The sequence below is a fragment of the Fusicatenibacter saccharivorans genome (assembly GCF_015557635.1).
GTDB classification, from domain to species: Bacteria; Bacillota; Clostridia; order Lachnospirales; family Lachnospiraceae; genus Fusicatenibacter; species Fusicatenibacter saccharivorans.
In genome coordinates, this window is the sequence record NZ_JADNOP010000011.1 from 86,750 (window position 1) to 107,734 (window position 20,985).

Annotated in this window: 15 protein-coding genes and 1 other annotated feature; of the genes, 2 read left to right on the plus strand and 13 right to left on the minus strand. The window is 48.7% G+C overall.

All coding sequences use genetic code 11. From position 1 onward, the window contains the following. Window positions 1–43: 43 nt before the first annotated feature. The 9 genes from I2G42_RS10645 to I2G42_RS10685 all read right to left on the minus strand — a co-directional run bounded on the left by I2G42_RS10645 (window position 44) and on the right by I2G42_RS10685 (window position 11,890). Window positions 44–2,542 carry a GH39 family glycosyl hydrolase gene (locus I2G42_RS10645; protein WP_195531025.1) on the minus strand — a complete coding sequence of 833 codons (2,499 nt, stop codon included), beginning with the start codon at window positions 2,540–2,542 and terminating at the stop codon, window positions 44–46. A 112-nt stretch (window positions 2,543–2,654) separates the two neighbouring features. Further along, complete coding sequence (locus tag I2G42_RS10650; protein ID WP_195531026.1) at window positions 2,655–4,328, minus strand: alpha-glucosidase; 1,674 nt, start codon at window positions 4,326–4,328, stop codon at window positions 2,655–2,657. Window positions 4,329–4,477: 149 nt separating this feature from the next. After that, on the minus strand, window positions 4,478–6,172 hold the full coding sequence (locus tag I2G42_RS10655) for a CocE/NonD family hydrolase (protein WP_195531027.1): 1,695 nt from the start codon (window positions 6,170–6,172) through the stop codon (window positions 4,478–4,480). Between the two features lie 3 nt (window positions 6,173–6,175). Beyond that, on the minus strand, window positions 6,176–6,475 hold the full coding sequence (locus tag I2G42_RS10660; RefSeq protein WP_022462826.1) for an AtuA-related protein: 300 nt from the start codon (window positions 6,473–6,475) through the stop codon (window positions 6,176–6,178). 4 nt (window positions 6,476–6,479) lie between these two features. Continuing rightward, window positions 6,480–7,832, minus strand: a complete 1,353-nt coding sequence (locus I2G42_RS10665; RefSeq protein WP_195531028.1) for an acyclic terpene utilization AtuA family protein — start codon at window positions 7,830–7,832, stop codon at window positions 6,480–6,482. A 195-nt stretch (window positions 7,833–8,027) separates the two neighbouring features. Then, complete coding sequence (locus I2G42_RS10670) at window positions 8,028–8,510, minus strand: helix-turn-helix domain-containing protein (RefSeq protein ID WP_055220827.1); 483 nt, start codon at window positions 8,508–8,510, stop codon at window positions 8,028–8,030. Between the two features lie 270 nt (window positions 8,511–8,780). Continuing rightward, on the minus strand, window positions 8,781–9,155 hold the full coding sequence (gene rplL / locus I2G42_RS10675) for a 50S ribosomal protein L7/L12 (RefSeq protein ID WP_022462823.1): 375 nt from the start codon (window positions 9,153–9,155) through the stop codon (window positions 8,781–8,783). A gap of 71 nt (window positions 9,156–9,226) precedes the next feature. After that, window positions 9,227–9,736 (minus strand): 50S ribosomal protein L10, encoded by a 510-nt coding sequence (rplJ, locus tag I2G42_RS10680; RefSeq protein WP_055227784.1) that lies wholly within the window; start codon window positions 9,734–9,736, stop codon window positions 9,227–9,229. A gap of 37 nt (window positions 9,737–9,773) precedes the next feature. After that, window positions 9,774–9,918: a sequence feature (ribosomal protein L10 leader region), on the minus strand. 415 nt (window positions 9,919–10,333) lie between these two features. After that, window positions 10,334–11,890 carry a DUF5605 domain-containing protein gene (locus I2G42_RS10685; RefSeq protein WP_195531029.1) on the minus strand — a complete coding sequence of 519 codons (1,557 nt, stop codon included), beginning with the start codon at window positions 11,888–11,890 and terminating at the stop codon, window positions 10,334–10,336. Between the two features lie 298 nt (window positions 11,891–12,188). On the opposite strand from I2G42_RS10685, the gene I2G42_RS10690 reads away from it, so the two are divergent. Further along, on the plus strand, window positions 12,189–13,904 hold the full coding sequence (locus tag I2G42_RS10690; RefSeq protein ID WP_195531030.1) for a sensor histidine kinase: 1,716 nt from the start codon (window positions 12,189–12,191) through the stop codon (window positions 13,902–13,904). 35 nt (window positions 13,905–13,939) lie between these two features. After that, window positions 13,940–15,520: a response regulator transcription factor gene (locus I2G42_RS10695; protein ID WP_195531031.1), complete on the plus strand. Its 1,581-nt coding sequence runs from the start codon at window positions 13,940–13,942 to the stop codon at window positions 15,518–15,520. A gap of 63 nt (window positions 15,521–15,583) precedes the next feature. Here the strand turns inward: I2G42_RS10695 and I2G42_RS10700 are convergent, their stop codons facing one another. The 4 genes from I2G42_RS10700 to I2G42_RS10715 form a co-directional block, all read right to left on the minus strand. Then, window positions 15,584–16,483 carry a carbohydrate ABC transporter permease gene (locus I2G42_RS10700; RefSeq protein ID WP_117761443.1) on the minus strand — a complete coding sequence of 300 codons (900 nt, stop codon included), beginning with the start codon at window positions 16,481–16,483 and terminating at the stop codon, window positions 15,584–15,586. Window positions 16,484–16,493: 10 nt separating this feature from the next. Beyond that, complete coding sequence (locus I2G42_RS10705) at window positions 16,494–17,441, minus strand: ABC transporter permease (protein ID WP_195531032.1); 948 nt, start codon at window positions 17,439–17,441, stop codon at window positions 16,494–16,496. A 127-nt stretch (window positions 17,442–17,568) separates the two neighbouring features. Beyond that, window positions 17,569–19,119, minus strand: a complete 1,551-nt coding sequence (locus tag I2G42_RS10710; protein ID WP_195531033.1) for an ABC transporter substrate-binding protein — start codon at window positions 19,117–19,119, stop codon at window positions 17,569–17,571. Window positions 19,120–19,285: 166 nt separating this feature from the next. Then, on the minus strand, window positions 19,286–20,899 hold the full coding sequence (locus I2G42_RS10715) for a glycoside hydrolase family 140 protein (protein WP_195531034.1): 1,614 nt from the start codon (window positions 20,897–20,899) through the stop codon (window positions 19,286–19,288). Between the last annotated feature and the right edge of the window lie 86 nt (window positions 20,900–20,985).

Genomic DNA, 20,985 nt, shown 5'->3' on the forward strand with positions numbered 1-20,985 from the left:
TTTCTCTGTATTCTCCCACCGCGAGTGCAATTTTTTGAAGATTTTACAGAATCTGCTCCACCTCAATCAGCGCCGTCTCGTGCGGCTCCAGGCGTTCCTGCACCGTGAGGCTGCCTTCCGGGTCGGTTTCCTGCTCCCAGACACGGTATTCCGGGTCCGCACTGTGGCACAGCATCGCGCGCTCCATCCGGTTCATCCGCTCCGGAGCTCCCATCCGCACCCACGCATCGTAGCTGCTGCCGTGCTCTTTTGTCACTTTATACAGCCGCAGGCAATATTTTCCCGGTTCCAGTCCGGTCAGTTTCACTGAAAAGGTCCGGATTTCCCCCATATTGAATACGCGGTAACGGTCCGTGCGGGAAATATTCACGGCATGGCGGTAGCGGTACAGCATATCGTAGTGAACATAGTTGTACAGGTAAATCTGGCTTTGGTTTTTCTCCGGCTCCGTGCTGATAAAATAGCCGTCCCCACGCTTCACCAGACGAGATCCCATTCTGCCGAGCAGCCGCAGCGCAGTGCAGACCGCCTTTGGAATGCCGTTCATCGTGAACAGCCCAAAACCTCCATGATACGTTTCCCGCGCCGGAAATACTTCATCCAAACGGTCATTGACCGAGAAATACGCAATTCCCTGCAGCGCCTCTTCATTTTCCAGAAGATTTTTAAACAGCCATGCCGCTTTATAACAGGTATCGTTGCACAGATCCCTCTGCCAGATGTTGCTGCTGCACTCATCCACCAGAACCGGCAGTGCACCAAGCCCAGCCTTCTGCAGCAGACCTTTTACCTTCTCCCCGCGGTTCCGCAGAAAATCCGGGTCGCGGCTCACAATCATATTGACGCTCTCGTTGTTCTGGATCAGATTCATTTTCTCCTCTTCCTCTCCATAGATCACCGTGCCAAACGAGCGGAATGCAAAAATTTCCGGCACACATTCCTTTTCCTTCATAGTTTCGATAAAGGCTTTGAGATGTTCCTCCGGTCCAAGACCAAAGGAAAGACATGTTACAAGATCCGGGCTCACACGTTTCATCTCCTCGTACGATGCTTTCCACGTCTCAAAGAACTCATCTCCTCCATCAATCGTGATCACGTCTCCGCTGATCCACGGGTTGAAAATCCAGCGCCGCATCTGGTTGATTCCATACCGTTCCCTTAGATGTTCCATCAGGTTTTTGATCAGCATGCGCCACTCAGCCAGATCTCGCGGAGAGCTGCTTAGCGCCGGACGCATCGTTCTTCCCGGGTCTGTTTTTGCCAGCAGCAACGGCATATGGCCGAATTCCAGCAACGGCTTCGCTCCCGTGGAAAGGATGAAATCGATCACCTCATCAATATAGTTCCAGCAGAACTGAATCTCGCCCCACATATTCTGCCGAAGTACGCACATATCATCATCAAGAATTCCTTTTACGCGGATCAGCTCATAGCCGAGCTCCTGCACCAGCTGTTCCAGCTCATCCTGCACCTCGCGGTTCAGCACACTTGCCGCATAGCCAGCATTGATCACGCGCTTCCAGTGGCCTGCCACTCTTGGTTTCCGTCCGTTTACTGCCGCTGTCACGGAAACGGCACTCTCATTTATCGTCTCAATCTCCTGCTCCGTGACCGCTGCATACTGCAGGAGACTCTGGAAAATATCATGGTCTCCCGCCGCCTCTTCCCGCTCTTTTCCTTTCTTTTCACGCTGTTTTACTGTATATTCCATCTGCTTCCGGTATTCGCTCGGTGTCATACCGCGGTATTTGCGGAATGCGCGGATCATCGCCGTCTCATTGACAAATCCATTGTGATAGGCAATCTCCGTCAGCGTTGCGCCGCTGTGCATTTCCTGTACGGCATGCGCCAGGCGCACCTGCGTCACGTACTCCCGAAATGATACACCGAAATACTGCGGAAAGCTCCGTGAAATATAGGCACGGCTCAGATAAAGATGATCCGCCAGATCCCCCAGCGTAATCTCTTCCCGGCAATGCTGCAGAATATAGTCTGATGCCCGCTGAATGCGTTCCCTTCCGCCCCGGCCCTGTTCCACCTTTTCCCCGGATGTAAAGTAAAAAAGCAGATCCTCCAGAAGCGCCGTCACACGGCTTTTCATATAGATCGGTTGTTCCTCATTATTCTTGTACATCTCAAGAAAGATCCGTGCCATATCCCGCCGGATCAAATCAAATTTTTCCTGCTGATCTTCCATATAAAAAAACGACTGACATTTGACTTCACATTTCAGCAGCTTAATGTGAAATGAATCAATCGTCTCCGCTGAAACGCAGAGCGACAGAGCAAGTCCGTCTTCGTCCAGATCCAGGTCACAGATCTGAAACCGGTTGATCGCAAAGATAGATCCCATCGGGAGATTGTGAACTTCCCCGTCCTCGTAGCTGACTCTTCCACTCCCACGAAGCAGAAATAAAAGTTCAAAATCCGGATTCCACAGTTCCCGTTTCTTCTCCGGCCGGAGTAGCCGAAAACGGAATCCCGGCATTTCCTGTTTTGTTCCTTTCAGCATCATGTCTTCGTCTCTGTTGTCTCTTTCCATTTCACACCTCATGATAGATTTTTTTGTTGTATTGTACCACAAAAAAGGTCCCGCAAAAAGATCTTCTCCTTTTGTGGGACCAATTTTTCGGTTTTTGTTTTAGTTTTTGCAATTATTCCTTCACCTTCAGCACCAGACACTGATACGGTTGCAGACGGATCGTTTCCTCGCCTGCCTCGCAGGTGTCATAGTTATTCAGAAGTACTTCTTCGATTGTGTCTGTAAATGGCAATGTAATGCCATCCGCAAGAGAAGTAGTAAGGATCAGAATATTATTCTTCTCATCCTTCCTGCGGTACGCCAAAACGCCGCTTACCGTCTCGTATTCCGGAATCAGCGTTCCGTAGAGGAAGGTTTCTTCCAGATCTTCACGTCGTCTTACCGCCACCATTTTGCGGTAGAACCACAGCAGGGAATCAGGATCTTTTTCCTCGGCCTCATAGTTCAGTTCCGTATAGTTTTGATTCACCGGGAACCACGGCGTACCTGTTGTGAATCCCGCCTCAGCAGATGCATCCCACTGCATTGGGGTTCTGCTGTGCTCGCGGCTCTCACGGTTGATCTGCCCGAGCGCTTCCGCATCTGTTTTTCCTTCGGCAATCAGACGGTCGTAAATAGCAAAGGTCGGTTTGTCGACGAATCCCTGAATCGACTGTTTCGGGTTGTCGCGCATGCCGAGCTCCTGTCCCTGATACAGAAATACAATACCCGGCAGGAAAAAATTGGTGACCGGAAGCATCTTTTCGCTGTAGCGGTTCTGGTCCTCCGGCATCAGGAAGCGGTCAATACTGCGCGGTTTGTCATGATTTTCGAGGAAGTTGCAGAGCATACCGCGGCCATCCACGATTTTCTGCGCCGCAAAAAGCTGATCGCGATAATCGTCAAACAACGCCACGGTATTGCCCCATTTCGGGTTACGCACATTGTCGAGGGTGTGACAAAAATCGAAAACGGACGAGAAACTGCCGTTTTCCCCAATCACATCCTCCACATCCTCCGGTCCCATGTGATCGTACTCTCCGATCGTCAGCGCATCGGTCGGCGCAAAGGTGCGCTCCTTCATTTCACGCAGAATGTCAGCAAGACCGTCTACGTTGTTAAAATACTCGAACGCCATATTGTACTCATCCGGTCCATCCGGCGGAAGGTTGGTGTACTGATAATTCTTTTTCAGATGGCTGATCGCATCAAGACGGAATCCGCCAAGTCCCAGATCCATCCATTTTAAAATCATCTCATAAATTTCTTCCCGCAGCTCCTGGTTTTCCCAATTGAGATCCGGCTGCTCTTTTGTGAAGATGTGGAGGTAATACAGGTTATCATATCCCGGTACCTTCTCCCATGCACTGCCGCCGAAAATCGACCGCCAGTTATTCGGCTCTTTGCCGTCTTTTCCTTCCCGGAACACATAATACTTTCCGTACTTTCCAAACGGATCCTTAAGTGCCGCCTGAAACCACGCATGCCGGTCAGAGGAATGATTCACGACAAGGTCCATCAGAATACGGATGCCGCGTTTTTTTGCCTCCTCGATCAGCTCCTTCATGTCCTCCATCGTTCCAAACGACGGGTCGATATCCATGTAATCGGAAATATCGTATCCGTTATCCACCATCGGGGATGCAAACACCGGGCAGAGCCAGATGACATTGGCTCCCAGCTTTTCTATTTTGTCAAGATGACGGATCACGCCTTTCAGATCTCCGATGCCGTCCCCGTTGGTATCCTGAAAACTCTTCGGATAAATCTGGTATCCAACCGTTTTGTGCCACCACTTTTTCTCCATTGCTTTTCTCCTGTTCATTTTGTTTTTATAATGCGGGCCGTTCTTTAGGTTTACCGCAAAACCTATAGTGTTTTCACTATATCACAAAAGAATGGATTATGCTACTTTTTCTTTTTGATTTTTCCCGATGTCCGCTTTACCGTTACGGCTCACTGTTTTTTCATCAGCGGCAAAATCACGCAGGAAGCAGCTTTTCCGCCCATATGAATGGTCTGATGTGCAATTTTATTCTCCGTTTTTTCCGACCACAGCCCTTTCTGATTGCTGTGAACATGATACTGCGGGAAGTCGGAGGAGGAAACATCTACACGAATGCGGGAACCCTTTGGAATCGTGTATACAATATTCCACATAGTAATCTGTACCTCTGCCACGCTGCCCGGTTCATAGGCTCCGGCCTCCGTTTTTCCCTGCTCCAATGTTGCAATCGAGGAACGAATGTTGTACGCTTTTCCTTCCGGCGTTACCTCCATGATTTTAGCGGTAAATGCCGTATCCTCGCAATCACTTTCCACGAACAGACGGACGGAAGCTTTTCCGTTCAGCGTGAAAGTTTCTTCCAGCGGTTCTGATACAAAACTCAGGACATCCTCACGATAGTCCGGTTCCGGCTGGAGATGGCTGCCGATCTGCGGTATCGTATGCAGAAGGGCTTCTCCTCCGATGCTCTCGACGGGAGTGGCCGGGTCAAACGTGTAGTTCCTCGTTTTTTCCTGTTCCGGCGCGTCTACCCGCAATGCTTTTTCATCCAGATACAGCGTCATGCTTCCCGCACTTCCTTTTTCTCCCAGTCCGTCGGATACGATGTCAATCCACCGGTCCGCTCCGATTTCATAGGCACGGATTCGCTGTGTCGGGATTTCTTTTTGTTTCAGCGTCAGCTCAAACCATTCCAGCATCTTTGGAATTTCTTCATTCTGCGGATGCAGCACCTCTTTGCCCTCGAGGCAGATCTGGAAAAAGTGGTTCCAGGCGCCGATTTCGAGCCAGCTGTGCTGTTTTGTTTCCTCGTTCAGCCGCTCCCACGTTTTCATACTGCTGCCGTGGTGATGATCGTACCAGCCGCTTAAAAGATAAATCGGAACCTTCGTTTTTGATGGAATTTCCCGCAACTGTTTCCACCAGCCCGTCTGCCAGAGTGCCGCATCCGGGCTCGGGCTTGTGATGTATTCGCGGTAGGACGGAACACGCTGTCCCCACAGCGCCTCGTCCACTTCAATCTGCGGCAGGTAACGGCAGCTTTCGCGATAGTCAGCATTCACTGGTTTTTCCGCATTTTCCATCGACCATGCGGTCAGGATATCGTGGCGGAAGCAGCCCTTCTCGTAGGCTGATACAAAACGATCCGTTCCATAGTCCTCCAGAAACATTGCGGCAACTTTCCCCTCCGCGGCATCAGCGAACGCCCAGCCGGTCATGCTTGTGTAGGAATGGCCCCAGTAGCCTAAGATTTCGCACCATGGCTGCTCCACAAGGTAATCCATGGTGTCAATGCCATCGTTTCGCTCATTGATGTTTGGCTCCCATTTTCCTTCTGAATTCTCCCGGCCACGGCAGTACTGGTACACATATACGTAACCTCTGCGTGCCAGACCCTCGCCGTAGGCACGATGAATGCGGTCATTGCCCGGATAGCAGGTGCGGGTCAGAATGACGGGATATGTTTTTTCTTCCGCAGTTCCATCTTCCTTCGGGAAATAATAGATCGTGTGAAGCTTCACGCCGTCACGCATCTCGATCTGGTTTTCTTTTCTTTCAAAGGCTGCACAGCTTTCGGAAACGCCGCTTTTCGCAAACTGTTCTTCCACGCGTTTTACCGCAGCCTTCAAAAAATCTTCTGCCATTGCCTATACCTCCATTTCCAGCAGTGCCATGCCGAGTGTCTTTCCATGTTTGTCCAGCGCCAGCGATCTTGTGACACCGCCGCCGAGTGTCTTGTCGAGGACAAAGTTCAGCGCATGGATTCCATCCAGTTCGTAGCGGGTTACTTTTCCGTGGCAGATTTCGCGGAAGTATTCTGCTACGCGTGCTTCTGTTACTTTTTCTTTCAGCATTTCATAATTGTTCTCATCATATGGGATCACCGAAATATTGGAGATCTCGCCTTTATCGCCTGTTCTTGCATGTGCAATCTCTTTTAATTTCATCGCCTTATACCTCCCGGAATGTAACTTTTGCTTCTACTGCATCGCGCGGCACAAAAATTGAGCAGACCGAGACAATCTCGGACACCCGTTTCACTGCTCCGCCGCCTCCTGCGGGACCGTTGGTATAGAGAGCCTCCACCTCGTTTGCCAGCAGAACGGCATTTTTCCGGTCTTTCGTTCTGCCTGCGGCGCGGAGACGCACTTCACACGGAGTTCCACTTCCGATCTTCTTGGAAATTGCATCACGATACAGGGAATTGCATCCGATAAAATCAGTACGGTACTCTTCCAGTTCGATGCCTGTCAGTTCAATCCGCTTCTCCAGAATCTCTGCCGCCAGCTCCGCCCGTGCCATACAGTTGCTTCCGCCGTAGGAAATTTCACCCTCACCGATAAAGCAGTCCTTGTAGCCGACACTCACTTTCAAAGTTTCCGGTCTTCCATGCGTTGTCGCATGCTCGGCGCGAACCTGGTTTTCCCCGATCTGCCGGAACGTCACCTTTGAAAAGTCCGCTGTTGCATCCGGGGTCAGGTAAGCCTTTGGGTTGTGGATTTCGTAGATCATCTGCTCTTTACAGGTATCCACACTCACCAGTCCGCCACTTCCCTCGACCTTTGTCACGGTAAATGCGCCTGTCTCGTCAATCTCAATGAGCGGAAATCCAAGTTTCCACAGATCCGGCACATCCTTGTAGCCCGGATCCGCAAAATAGCCGCCTGTCACCTGTCCGGCACACTCCAGCAGATGGCCTGCCAGAACCGCCTGTCCCATCTGATCCGGGTTGTCGTCAATGTTCCATCCAAATTCATATACCAGCGGTCCGATCGTCAGTGCAGGATCGGAAACGCGACCGGTAATGACAAGATTGGCACCCTCTTCCAACGCTTTTGTGATGCCCTCCGCACCCATATAGACGTTCGCAGAAATCAGAACATCTTTTTTCTCTTTTAACAGCGTGCCATCCTCCAGCACTTTTTCATTTTCATACTTATCCAGTTCGTCTGTAATATCATCGCCGGTCACACAGGCAATCTTCAATCCACTGACACCCAGTTTTCTGGCAATTTCACACGTCCGTTCTGCAGCAGATACCGGGTTGGCAGCTCCCATATTGGTAATAACTTTTACTTTGTTTTTCGCCATCAGCGGGAGAATTTTTTCCATTCGGTAGTCGAGCAGCTGGTTGTATCCCTTCGACGGATCTTTCTCTTTGTCCTGCTGCCCGATCGCAACGGTGCGTTCCGCCAGACACTCGAAAATAATGTAGTCCAGATTTCCTTTTTCCATCAGCTCCACTGCCGGCTCAATGCGGTCTCCCGCATAGCCTGCGCCGCTTCCGATTCTGATTTTTTTCATGTTCTATGGCCTCGCTTTCTTTGATCTGAGATCATTGTAATGCGATATCCGGGCAGATACTACAAAAGGGATCGTAATTTCTAAAATTTTAGAAATCATGATCCCTCTTTTATGTGAGTTCTGTTACAGCAAAGACAGAAAATACCACAAAGCCCCAAAGCTGCAGAAATTCCGGCATTTCATTCTCCTTCTGTCTTATTCTTTGATTTTATTATATAACGTTGCCAGCGAAATTCCGAGTTCCTTTGCCGCTTTTTGCTTCCCTTCCATATCCCGTCCGTACAGCAACAACGTATTTTGGATCTCCTGCCGTTCAAAGCGGCGCACCCGCTCTTCCAGCGTCATGTGAGCCTCTGATTCCCGTTTTTCAAACTGTACGAGACTCGTCACAATTGAGATGCTTCCGCGGATCTGATGCTCTTCCCAGATCGGATAAACACTTGCAAAGTATTCCTGCGTTCCCTCTCTCCGCACCATTCCCTCGACCGGGATGCCGCTCCAAATGACTTCCGGAGCAATGGCAGATTTGCGGTAATCCGTGATTTTATGACCTTTCGCGGTTTCAAGCGGAACGCCGATGAAATCGCTGTAGACTTGATTAAAGAACACAATCCTGCTGTGCTGATCGCAGATCAGGATTCCCTGCTGTAGAGATTCCAGAACGGAATGTACCTGCATTTTTCGTTCCTCCCGTTTTCTCTTTCTGTACTCTCGGAGTCTTTCTGTCATGAGGATATTTAGCCCTTATACTCCTCCGTAAATGTCTTGTATAAATAGATCACATTCTCAATTTTATCTCCACGGTCGCAATTACATTTTGATACCACATGGCACCACCATACCTTCCGGCAATTTTTAACTTTATTGCCACAAAGTATGGACTCAGTTCAAAAAAACGCACGGCAGGAAATCCCGCCGTGCGTCCATAGATTCTGATTTACACTTAAATTATTTAAGAGTAACTTTAGCGCCTTCAGCCTCAAGTTTAGTTTTGAGCTCTTCAGCTTCTGCTTTGGAAGCACCCTCTTTGAGGACTTTCGGAGCACCGTCAACTACTTCTTTAGCTTCTTTCAGGCCAAGTCCTGTAGCTTCACGTACAACTTTGATAACTTTAACTTTGTTCGGGCCAACCTCTGTCAGCTCTACGTCGAACTCGTCTTTCTCCTCAGCTGCTGCTGCATCGCCTGCTGCTGCTGCAACTACAACGCCTGCTGCTGCGGATACGCCGAACTCTTCCTCACATGCTTTTACAAGATCGTTTAACTCTAATACAGATAACTCTTTGATAGCGTCAATAAACTCTGCGGTTGTTAACTTTGCCATTTTATTTTCCTCCTTGGATATTTTCTGAATAATGTTCTCAGGCTGCGTATTTCACGCTGCCCGCTTGAGGCTTAGGCCTCTGCTGCGCCACCTTTGGACTCTGCGATCTGGTTGAGGACGCGAGCCAGGTTTGCGATCGGGGACTGGATGCTTCCAAGCAGTTTGCCAAGAAGTTCTTCTCTTGACGGAACGTTTGCCAGTGCTTCCATTCCAGCTTTGTCGTAGTAGTTTCCTTCTACAACACCAGAAACCATCTCCAGCTTCGGAGCGGTTTTTGCAAATTTAGCGATGATTCTTGCCGGAGCTGTTGCATCGTCCTTGCTGATTGCGATAGCGTTTGTGCCATCCAGGTCTTTGGTAAGAGACTCGAAAGCAGTACCAGCGAATGCACGTTTCATCATTGTATTTTTGTATACTTTGTAATGAACGCCTGCTTCTCTTAACTCTTTACGCAGCTGAGTATCCTGAGCAACGGTTAATCCGCTGTAGTTTACCAGCAGCACGCACTGTGCGCCTTCTACCTGTGCGCTGATCTCTTCCAGGACCGGCTTCTTCAGATCGATTTTTGCATTGATTGCCATGATTGCACCTCCTTGTAGTATTTCGTACCTACGCTTTGGAAGTATAAAAAAAGCTCTTCGCGAAGATTGGCGAAGAGATCTCAAAATTCCATAACATGAACCTTGTGTAACTTCTCCTCGGCAGGCGTTTGAAACTTACGCCTTGCGGCACCTGCTGTCTTCGGCGTGATACAGGTGGTATGATAGCATATGTGAGGCGAGTTGTCAAGATCAAAATAAACTTTTTTCATATTTGTGCAACTTCATCAAAATATGCGTTCTATTTTTTCAAACCGTTTCTTCCTATACCATGTTATACTTACGTTGTTGTCGCCTCCCAAACTGGCAACAGGAAGGGGGTGAGCGCATGTCTATACTTATTTCTCTTATCGTTTCCGTTGTAGCAGGTGTAATCAGCTACTATATCTGCAAGTGGCTAGACGGAAAACATGGTGACAATTAGCCCAGGCGGATGCCCTTCCGTAAAATAGGGAAGAACCCCCAGCAGTTGCCGCTGCTGGGGGTTCGCTTTGTGAACACATGTCACTTATTTCTCTTATCAGCTACATATACTATATCATATGCAGAACCGAATTTCAAGATTCCTCTCCCACATTTTTATTTCACTTTCACCAGTCGCACAGCCATATACGGTCTTGACGGCATGTCGATCGTAAATTCTCCGCTGTGGCGGCCTGCCGGGGTGATGGTCATGTTCCAGGTGTCGATGACTTCCACATCAAACTCCTGGCCTTCCGGCATGTGGAACGGGCGACGGCATGGGCGGTTGGCTCCGAAATAGTACATGATACAGTCTTTTCTCGGATGGCTTGCGCCGTTCGTGCAGCAAGTCTCATCAAAGAATGCCGGAAGCGGCTCCATATAGCCTCCGTTTTCTTCCATAATGTCCAGCAGGAACTGAATACGCGCCGGGCTGCCGCCCCTCAGCTCTCCGCCGTGTGACCACCAGATCACACCGTTTTCATTTTCATACGTCTCGCCGTGCTGGCCATATCCACCTCTGGTATATGCCTCCCAGAACCGGCGTGTCATCTCCTCGCCGCTGATATTTCCCCAGCCGAACGGAAGATTTCCTTCATATGCAATCTCATCGAGTACGCACGGTTTTCCATACTGCGGGCGCCAGATTTCCACATTCTCTGCGGTACGGTACAGATCGATTCTCTGCAGACTGCAGTGCGTGATCCATCCCCTGGAATGATCGTACATGGTCATACAGTTGTGAATGGAGCGCAGATGGCGGTACGGATCCTGACGGCAGACGGTTTCTGCATTGGACTCCCACTCGGATACCGGTTTCCAGCGGAACAGGTCAAATTCATTTGCCATAGCCCACCAGACATTGTGGTATGCGCTGAAACGGTTGACAACGTATCTTAAATAAAAGTTCTGCTGCTCCAGATTCATGCGGGAATAGCCCCAGCGGTCGTACGGATGGAACAGAATCAGATCGGCCTGGATTCCCATGGTGCCAAGGCGTGCGATCGTGTTTTCAATGTGTTCAAAATAAGAAGGATTCGGACGGGTATAATCCCATACTTCATCCGGGTTTTCGATCATGGCATCAATGCCGCCGAACATATTGCGCGGCGCTTTTTCCAGCTTCTCTGTCTCAAAGTCAGACGGAGACCACGGAGAATTTTCACGAATTTCAAACGGATACTGTGCCGGCTCTTTTAAATTGTAGACATAGTGCTTCGGGAAAACGCAGAAGCGGATCTTATTAAACGGAGAAGCAGCAAGGCTTTCATACGTTTTCTCCTGAGTCTCCTTACTCTGCAGCTCCCACACATAGCAGGTCGTACCGCACGGGTAGTATTCCTTTCCGTCATCGTAAGCAAAATGGTAGGTGTTTGCTACCCGAACCGGACCGTGGCAGTTTTCATCGGCTGCGCTGACCTCCACCGTCACCTTCGCCTCATCGCCCCAGCTTGTTACTGCGGTAATCTCATACGTTCCTTCGCAGGATGGCATAAAGCGCAGTTTGTATACGCCGTTTCCATCATAAAAGCCCTCGGCACGCTTTTCCTCTGCCTGGCCTGCCATCGTTCCTTTCACCCACTGCTCCGCAAACGGATTTCCCTCGGACGGTCCCCGGAAAACCAGTTCTGCAATTCCATATCGTTTTACATATTCGGTATAAGACTGTAACATACGTTCCACCTTTCTAAAATAAGTATTGCTTCGTATCGTGATAATTTAATTTTACTAAATGTATTTTGAATAGTCAATCTTTTTAAATTAAATTTTTAAACAATAATTCAGTTATTTTTTTATCACTTTTGCCGATATCTATTTCTTTTTTCCTTGTATTTATTGACGTTTTTTCACTTTTATTGTAAACTTTCCCATAGAGTCTGCCGGACCTTTTGCTGAACAGTTCCGGCATTTTCTTTTTATCTGGCTCAAAATTCAGCATATATCTAACATGTACAGGAGAGGAGATGGTCCTTTGAAAAAACGCTTTTCCAAAATTTCCATACACTCACTTGGTTTTCGTATTTTTGTTCTGCTTGCAGTCATGATCGTCCTTTTTTGCGCGCTTGTCGCGTACAACAACACAGCCGCTTTCGGTCTGATGCTGGAGCGGATCCATGAGAACTCGGAAAATACACTGGTTCTGTACCAGAAAAGCCTGGATGAAAATCTTTCCCGCACGGAAACCTACCTCTATGTTTTCGCATTAAATGATGCCGATCTTCTTTCCCTCCGCGCAGCAGAACCACAGACAACCAACTGGTATATCACATTAAACCGAATCAAAAAAAGCTTTGAAAACGCAACGCCAAACTATACCGTAGACGGCTTTTTCTGCTATCAGGAAGCCACAGATGCCCTGGTCCTCTATGACCAGACCACCAACCCGACACCGTTCCTCTGGAACTATATCCGTGAAATCGCCAAAACAGAGGATCCGTCCTCTGTATGGAATCTCAACGAAATCAACGGGAAATATTACCTTGTCCGTATTCTGAACCTGAACGGATATCTGCTCGGCGCGTACATTTCCACGGATACACTCCTTGGCACTCTGGTCGATACAAAAACGCAGGACAGTCTTCTGTATTTTTCCGATGGTCCCCTTCTTCTGCGCACCCCGTCAAACGATGTCTGCCTGGAGGCTCCCCGCTTGAAATGGCGACGATATCCTTCCTACGACATTGATGGAACCTCCTGGATGGCTGTTTCACATGAACTGAACGAAACACCGCTGTCGCTGACCCTGCTTTTAAAGGCTTCGGAATACACCAAATATCAGAGCAGCTTTTATCTTCTCGCCCTGATCGTTTCGCTCGGTCTGTTCGTAATCTGGCTGCTCCTGTCTGCTTCCCTGCACCGCTGGGTTCTTCACCCGGTTCACATGCTGACGCATGCGCTGGAACAGCTCCGCGGCGGTGATCTCAAGGTGCGGATTCCGGATGACGCTATGCTCGACGAATTCCGGAAAATGACGACCGCTTTCAACGATATGGTCGAAGAGATCGATGATCTGAAAATCGCGAATTACGAAAAACAGCTCGCCCGTCAGAAGCTGGAAGCGCTTTACCTGAAGCAGCAGATCACGCCGCATTTTATGATCAACTGCCTGAACACCATTTATCAGCTGACTGAAAATAACCATGCGGACCTGGCACGGCAGATGCTTCAGAACCTGAGTGTACATCTGCGCTATACGCTTTCCTCCGGCCAGACCGTCTCGCTTTTAGAAGAGCTAAACCTTGTAAAAAACTACGTGGAGCTTTCCTCCATCCGCTATCCCGGCGCGCTGCGCCTGCTCCCTTCCTGCGAAGAATCGCTGCACAATGCAACGGTTGTGCCGCTTATGCTCCTGAACTTTGTGGAAAACACGATCAAATATGAGGTCGTTATGGGGAAAGTGCTGGACATGCATATCGATATCACCGCGCAGGAAGAAAATCAGTGCACCCGTCTTCATATCTGTATCTGGGATACCGGATGCGGTTTTTCCGAGGATATACTTGCCGTGCTGCAAAAGCTTGATACCTATGTAAACTCCGAGCAGGAACACATCGGCATCACAAACGTGGTGCTCCGCCTCCGCCAGATTTTTCCCGACGCAGCTTTTGCTTTTGGCAACCGCCCCGGCGCAGGCGCTCAGATTACCATTGATTTTCCTTACGTTCCCTTTTTCCGCATCGACGGATAACCGGAACAGCTAAAAATATGTTTTGGGAGGTTATTATGAACCTGTTAATTGTAGACGATGAATATTATACCGTCGAAAGCATTTCCAACAAAATCCGCACACTACGCCCGGACTTTTTTGAGATTTTCTGTGCCTACAATCTGACACAGGCATTGGAAGCCTTTTCCGCGCATCCGATTGATCTGATGATTTGTGATATCGAGATGCCCGGCGGTTCCGGCCTCGAACTGCTTGACCAGATCCGCCAGGCACACTACGAAACCGTCTGCATTTTTCTGACCGCCTATGCAAAATTTGAATATATTTCCCGCGCTATGAAGCTTTCCAGCAGTGACTATCTGTTGAAGCCGCTGGACGACCATGCTCTTCTGGAAGCTCTTGACAAAGCCTGTGCGCAATGTGAAAAGCAGCAGAAGGACCACGTCAACACCCTTCATGCCAATTACTGGAAGGAAAGTGAGCTCCCGCTTGCGGAACAGTTTTTCCTCGACCTGTTAAATGGCAGTATTTCCTCTGCTCCTTCCGAAGTGATGGATGAAATCCGCTATCGCCGTCTGAATGTCGAACTGATTCATCAGCCCCTCTGTCCGCTTCTGATCCAGACCGGACAGACGAACTCCTTTTCTCCGACCGACAACCGTACCCTGTATGAATTTGCCTTAAAAAATATTGCCCGGGAATATTTTTTTGAACCCGGCGAGCTGCCGCTGACGATCCGTGTGCTTGATGGTTTTTATCTTCTGCTTCTCCCGGCCTCCACACACTCTCGGGACGCCGTGATTGGCCGATGCCGTCAGGCCCTGACCGACTTTGTGACACACTTTCCGTTCTCGATCAACTTTTTCGTTGATCAGAAGGTCTGTCTCCCGGAAGACCTGCGAAAAGCTTTTCTTTCCATGAAAGCCTTCGCCGGAAAGAACGTCACCTACGAAAATCACGTTTTCGATCTTGCCGCTGAAACCGAAGCTCCTGTTCAGACGCCTTTTCAGCCGATTCCATCTGACCGCTGGTCCGATCTTCTCACATCCGGAAGAACGGAACAGCTTCAGATTGAGGTTTTCGCTTTCTTAAATCAGACGAAAAGCTCCGGCACTGCTACACGGGAATTTCTGACCGGCTTTTACTATCAGTTCCTGCAGCTGCTGTTTCGCCAGATGGATCATCCGGGCAGCGAAGACGAAGCCTTCCGCCGCCAGATTACCGTTGCTTCCCCGGAGCAGACCTTCTCCTCGTTTGGTGCTTTACGAGAATGGATTTCCAACAGTCTTCTGCTGTTCACACAAAGCCGTCAGGCAGCCGCTTCCCAGGACACGGCTGTTGCCACCGTGAAGGCATATATCGAATCGCACCTCTCCGACGAGCTGGATCGCGATACGCTTGCGGCCATGGTATACCTGAACGCCGATTATCTGTCCCATCTCTTCAAAAAAGACACGGGAAGTTCTCTCATCAACTACATCATCGACCGCCGGATTGCTCGCTCCAAGGAGCTTCTCGCAAAGGGCGAAATGAGCATCCGCGACATTGCCATCACCTGCGGCTTCCAGAATATTTCGTACTTCTCCCGCCAGTTTAAAAAATCGACGGGCATGACACCACGGCAGTTTAGAAATTAAAAAAATCCGGCCTTCCTTTTGCATATCGGAAAGCCGGATTTTTTGGATTCACTTACTTTTTTATCAGCCCTTCACGCCGCCAAGGGTAATACCTTTTACAAAGTTTTTCTGGATGAACGGATAAATGATCATGATCGGCAGAATACCAAGTGCTGCCATCGCCATACGAACCGTTCCGGATGGGATCTGGGAGAGGCCTTCGCCTGCCTGCGCCATGTTGTTGGCGTTCTGCGTCAGCGCCTGAATATTCTGCATCAGACGGTTCAGCAGGTTCTGGATACTGTAGAGATCCGTTCTCTTTGTCAGATAGATATAACCATTGTTCCAGTCATTCCAGTAAGCGATACCGGAGAACATGGCAACCGTTGTGATAATCGGTTTGGACAGCGGAATTGCAATTTTCCACATGGTCTGGAATTCGTTTGCACCGTCAATGTAGGCAGCCTCGAGAATTTCATCCGGCACACCGGTGACAAAGTAGCTCTTCATCAGGAGAACGTTAAATGCGCTCATCATCAGAGACGGAACCAGCAGTCCAAAGAACGTATCTTTCACATGAAATACGGTCGTGTAATTGATATAAGTCGGTACAAGGCCTCCATTGAACAACATGGTAAAGAATACCAGGAAAGTCAGGACATTTCGTCCCGGCAGCCCCTTTTTCGAAAGGCCGTAGGCCAGACAGGTTGTCAATGCAAGGCTGCATACAACGCCGGTTGCGGTCAGGATAAAGGACATTCCATAGGCTTTGATTACCATGGAGCTGCTGGATGTGAATACCCACTCATAAGCGTAGGTACTCCACTTTTCCGGCAGAAAAGAGTATCCATTCTGTAACAGAGTTGCATTGTCAGTCAATGAGGAAATGAACATCAACAGAATCGGAATGATCGCGAGCAGTGTCAGAATTGTCATGACCAGATGACCGAAAAAGCTATAAATTTTATCTTCTCTTGTTTTCATACCGTTCCTCCTAGATCAGCGCGCTGTCGCGGTCAATTTTACGTACCAGCAGGTTTGCGCCAAGCACCAGAATAAATCCTACGATAGACTGGTAAACACCGGCTGCGGCAGACATCGAAACGTTGCCCATCTGAAGCAGTCCGCGGTATACGTAGGTATCAATTGTGTTTGTTGTGGAATACAGGGCTCCCTGGTTCATCGGCACCTGATAAAAGAGTCCGAAGTCAGAGTAGAAAATTCTTCCGATTGCCATCATGGTCAGCATGATAATGGTCGGACGCAGAAGCGGCAGGGTGATATATTTGATCTGCTGCCATCTCGTCGCACCATCGATTTTGGCTGACTCATAGAAGGATTTATCAAATCCCATCAGTGTTGCCAGATATACAATACAGTTGTAACCAACCGACTTCCATGCACTGACAAAAATCAGGATAAACGGCCAGTATTTCGGCTCTGAATACCAGGAAACCGGATCTTTTCCCAGTGCCTTTAAAATCGTATTGTTGATAAATCCGTTTTCTACACTGAAGAACGCGAAAACGAGATATCCGATGATAACGGTGGAGAGGAGGTTCGGAAGAAGGATGGCGCTCTGGTAAACTTTTTTCCGTTTTCCTTCCAGCTCACTCAAGACAATAGCTACTGCGATTGCCAGTGTTGTGTTGATTACGATAAATGCCACATTGTAGAGAATGGTATTTCGTGTAATAACAAAGGCATCGCTTGTCGTAAACAGATATTCAAAGTTTTTCAGTCCTACCCATGGACTTCCGTAGATGCCCTTTCCGGCATTGTACTGTTTGAATGCAATTACGAGGCCCGGCAGAGGCATGTAATTGTTGATAAACAGATAAATGAGGCCCGGCAGCATCAGAATATAGATCGGCAGAAAGCGTACAAATGTTTTTCGTCTTTTCTGGCTCTTCTGACTTTTCACTCTTGCCATGTTTTTCATTCTCCTTTTTTCTTATCCGCAGCCGGTCCTGAAGCGTTCCGGTTTTGACAGATTTTTCTCTTCTTACAACCTGCGCCGTCCTGTTTTTGGGACGGCGCAGTCATTTTTTGGTCTAAATTCTTAAACTTTATTTGTTTGCTTCCTGCCATGCTGCAAGCTGTGCCTTTTTCTCGTCGATAATCTTCTGGAGGCCTGCAGTCATCATCTTATCATTCATCTCAGCAATTCCGGTCTCCGGGTCTACAAAGCCGTACTCTACGCTGGTCTGATACTCGTTGTATACGTTCTGTACTGCTGTGAGCTCGTTTGCCACATTTGTGCTGTCAAAGGAGAAACCGCTTGCCTTAGAAACCTTTGCATTGGTGTTAAACTCTTTCATCTTTGTCCACAGATCCGGGTCATTTCCTTCCCATACGTGGGTCAGGAACTGGTTCGGCATCATCCATCCCATGGAATGGTTCCATCCGGAGTTGGATGCGGCTACACCGTCTGCGTAAGTAGCAAGTCCGTCATCGCCAATTTTATAATGTGTTCCCTCAATGCCCCATGCCAGAAGATTTGCAACATCAGCATTCGTGTAGCACTCGTTCAGGAATTTCATAGCTGCTTCTTTGTGCTGTGCAGAAATCGGAATAGTCCAAGGCATACCAGCCACTGAAGTAGAACTGATATAGTCATCCAAGGTCTGGAAAATCGTCATATCGCGTCCGGTCAGGGTGGTCTCCTGCGCTTTGATGCCAGGCTTTCCACCTGTGGTATAGCTCATCAGAGTTCCGGCTTTTACCAGCTCACCAACTGCTGTTGTATCGGTCGATGCATCGGCACTGATATAGCCTTTCTGATTGTAATCATACAGTCTCGCGCAATAATTCTTGTAGAAATCGCTCTCGAAGAGATTGACAACATCAAGGTTCTGGCCATAGTCAAGCAAAACACCAAACACATTTCCACCAAGGGAGTCTACGTTGGAGAACTGAGACATAGAACCTGTTGTCGGACGATAAACCTCTTTGTCCGGATATTTTTCATGCAGCTGCGCATAAATATCATTTAATTCATCCAGACTGATTTTTACAATCTCATCATCACTTTTTACTTCGTAGCCAATTCCATCAAGATACTCTGTTGCGATCGCAGCACATCCACGTCCCTGTGCAATGTCCCGGTTGCTTGGAAGGCCATAGAGAACTCCGTTTACACGGCAGGCATCAATGTTATCCTGTCCAACTGCTTCTGCGATGTCCGGTCCGTAGGTTGCAAGAAGATCGTTCTCATCCAGATCGGAAAGGTATCCCTGCTGAATTCCGGTCTGATACGAGAATCCTACGCATGCAAGCACATCGATTTCCTCGTTTGCGGAAAGCGCCAGCGTCGTATTCTGATTAAAAGATCCAAAATCGGTAATAGAAAGCTCAACTTCAACGCCAATCTTATCTCTTGTAATATCATTGATTGCTTCCTGTACTTTCTCAGTGTCTGCCGGAGCACCCGTCCAGGTCGGGAAGCTTACGATGATTTTCTCTACTTCTCCGCTTCCGTTCTCTGCTGTGCTGGATGCGGTACTCTTATCCTTGGAATCTGTCTTACTGGAATCCGAGCTTCCGCCGCTGCTTCCGCATGCAGCCATGGAGCATGCCATGATCGATGCCATGAAAATCGCTGCTACTTTCTTTTTCATTCTTTCATCCTCACTTTTATCTTTTTGTTTTGTTTCGTTTTTGAGTTTCGGCCGTGACTCATTTGATGATCTTATTATATCTGCTTTCCCACCTCCAAAAAAGAACAATTCTGCGATGAATTTGCACTTTTCTGCGGTTTCTTTCCACATTTTGTATGGTTTTTTATCACTTTCCGGTTTTTTCTATGCATTCTGCTATCAGCATCCAGTCTCCATCCGCCGGTTTCTTTGGCATAATGCACGACTCTTCACGCACTTCCACCTGGGTTTCTGCTTTTTCTGTCTGTCCCGTTCTCGGATCAAACCAGGAAATTGCATAAATTCCGTCGCAAAGGCCTGCGAGCGGTGTACTCATGCCATCCATCTCTCCGTAATAAATCAGTGCTCTCGTTTTATCCCAGCTGATCGTGGCAGCCGCAAGTTTATTGGCAAACGGACTGATACTCTCTTCCATTTCTGCCGGATCGTACGGCACCATCTCCTCAAAATGATGTTCCTCATAGAAACGTTTCAGATATCCCATCTGTGCGCCTCCGGGACCGTCAATGGCTTTTGCCCAGGTGATACCAAACTTGTTGAATGCATTAAAATCCGGGTTGATGTCGCTTACCTCCCAGATATTATCCCAGATTCCCTGCGCACCGTACGTATAGCCGCAGCCGCCGGTCTGGACTGCCATGTATGCCACGCGGCGCAGCATTGCATCGGTGCAGAGCCGGGTTCCGTTTTCTTCCAGTGTGGAACAGTATTCATACAGCGACTCGCCTTCAATGAACGGTTTTGTTCCGTGCTTCTTCCGATAGGTCCGGTACCAGGACGGATTGATCGGAAAATCGCCGTGTCCGGCCTGATTCAGTACAAAATCAAACCACGATTCGTCATAATAGTAATCTGCAAACGGGCGTTCATTCGTGTAATGTGCGGTCTGCAGTGTTCCATAGCCGTCCATTTTTTCCACATACTTTGCGACCTCACGCCAGCCTTTGATGGCTGTTTCCCGCGGTTTTCCCGGAAAGTAGCCTGCCACTTCGCCTGCCAGCGTCCACACAACCGGAAGGGCGCCATAACGGGCAATGATGTAGCGTGCCAGATGTTTCTGGTGCTCTACGCCCTGTTCGATCGATCCGGACCAGGCAAAGCCGAGTGCATTGATAAAGCCGAGATCAGCGAGATACTGCATGCGGCGGTCAAGTTCCTTCTGATAAAATGCCACATTTGGCACATCATCCGTGGCATCTGTTTCCCAGTAACGACTCTTCTGTTCCTTCCAGCTGTCGCTTCGAAGGTTCGTCTGATAAACGTTATAGCCCTGTTCCTTCCTGCGATCCGCCATGCCACGGAACATGCTTGTCATCTGCGGATGGTTCGACTCATCCCACCGCTCACCAAAAGCAAATTCCCAGTGCGTATCGCCGAGCCAGAAAAACGGTGTTCCGTCTGCATACGTCAGATATTTTCCTGATGGATGCACTTTCAGAAATCCGTGCTGATAGATAGCAAGATTTCCTTCGTATGGAATACATTCGATTGTTCCCTGCACTCCGGAAAGTCCCGTCTCCTCCGGTGCTTCCAGTCTATAGCTCCACATTCCGGTTTCGGTCGGCGCAAAGGCAATCCGATAGGTATTTCCGCCGTCCCAGTACGCTTCTCTTCTGATCTTTCGGCCGGAAGGCCCTGTAAAAATTCCCAGGACCGAAACATCGAGGAATGGATTGTCGTATGTTTTCTCACTTTGAAACGATAAAATAATTTGTCTCCACTGTTCTGCTTTCATCCCCATTTTGTTTTCTCCTTTATCTGCACAGAGCGCGCCCGGCTTTTCTTTCGGGTACGCTCCTCGAATCTGATTTTATGGTTGTCGTTCAC

What these genes read in the sequence shown, in the direction of transcription:
- I2G42_RS10645 (WP_195531025.1), bottom strand. Translation starts at nt 2,542, where the DNA reads ATGGAAAGAGACAACAGAGACGAAGACATGATGCTGAAAGGAACAAAA.
- I2G42_RS10650 (WP_195531026.1), bottom strand. Translation starts at nt 4,328, where the DNA reads ATGGAGAAAAAGTGGTGGCACAAAACGGTTGGATACCAGATTTATCCG.
- I2G42_RS10655 (WP_195531027.1), bottom strand. Translation starts at nt 6,172, where the DNA reads ATGGCAGAAGATTTTTTGAAGGCTGCGGTAAAACGCGTGGAAGAACAG.
- I2G42_RS10660 (WP_022462826.1), bottom strand. Translation starts at nt 6,475, where the DNA reads ATGAAATTAAAAGAGATTGCACATGCAAGAACAGGCGATAAAGGCGAG.
- I2G42_RS10665 (WP_195531028.1), bottom strand. Translation starts at nt 7,832, where the DNA reads ATGAAAAAAATCAGAATCGGAAGCGGCGCAGGCTATGCGGGAGACCGC.
- I2G42_RS10670 (WP_055220827.1), bottom strand. Translation starts at nt 8,510, where the DNA reads ATGCAGGTACATTCCGTTCTGGAATCTCTACAGCAGGGAATCCTGATC.
- rplL (WP_022462823.1), bottom strand. Translation starts at nt 9,155, where the DNA reads ATGGCAAAGTTAACAACCGCAGAGTTTATTGACGCTATCAAAGAGTTA.
- rplJ (WP_055227784.1), bottom strand. Translation starts at nt 9,736, where the DNA reads ATGGCAATCAATGCAAAAATCGATCTGAAGAAGCCGGTCCTGGAAGAG.
- I2G42_RS10685 (WP_195531029.1), bottom strand. Translation starts at nt 11,890, where the DNA reads ATGTTACAGTCTTATACCGAATATGTAAAACGATATGGAATTGCAGAA.
- I2G42_RS10695 (WP_195531031.1), top strand. Translation starts at nt 13,940, where the DNA reads ATGAACCTGTTAATTGTAGACGATGAATATTATACCGTCGAAAGCATT.
- I2G42_RS10700 (WP_117761443.1), bottom strand. Translation starts at nt 16,483, where the DNA reads ATGAAAACAAGAGAAGATAAAATTTATAGCTTTTTCGGTCATCTGGTC.
- I2G42_RS10705 (WP_195531032.1), bottom strand. Translation starts at nt 17,441, where the DNA reads ATGAAAAACATGGCAAGAGTGAAAAGTCAGAAGAGCCAGAAAAGACGA.
- I2G42_RS10710 (WP_195531033.1), bottom strand. Translation starts at nt 19,119, where the DNA reads ATGAAAAAGAAAGTAGCAGCGATTTTCATGGCATCGATCATGGCATGC.
- I2G42_RS10715 (WP_195531034.1), bottom strand. Translation starts at nt 20,899, where the DNA reads ATGGGGATGAAAGCAGAACAGTGGAGACAAATTATTTTATCGTTTCAA.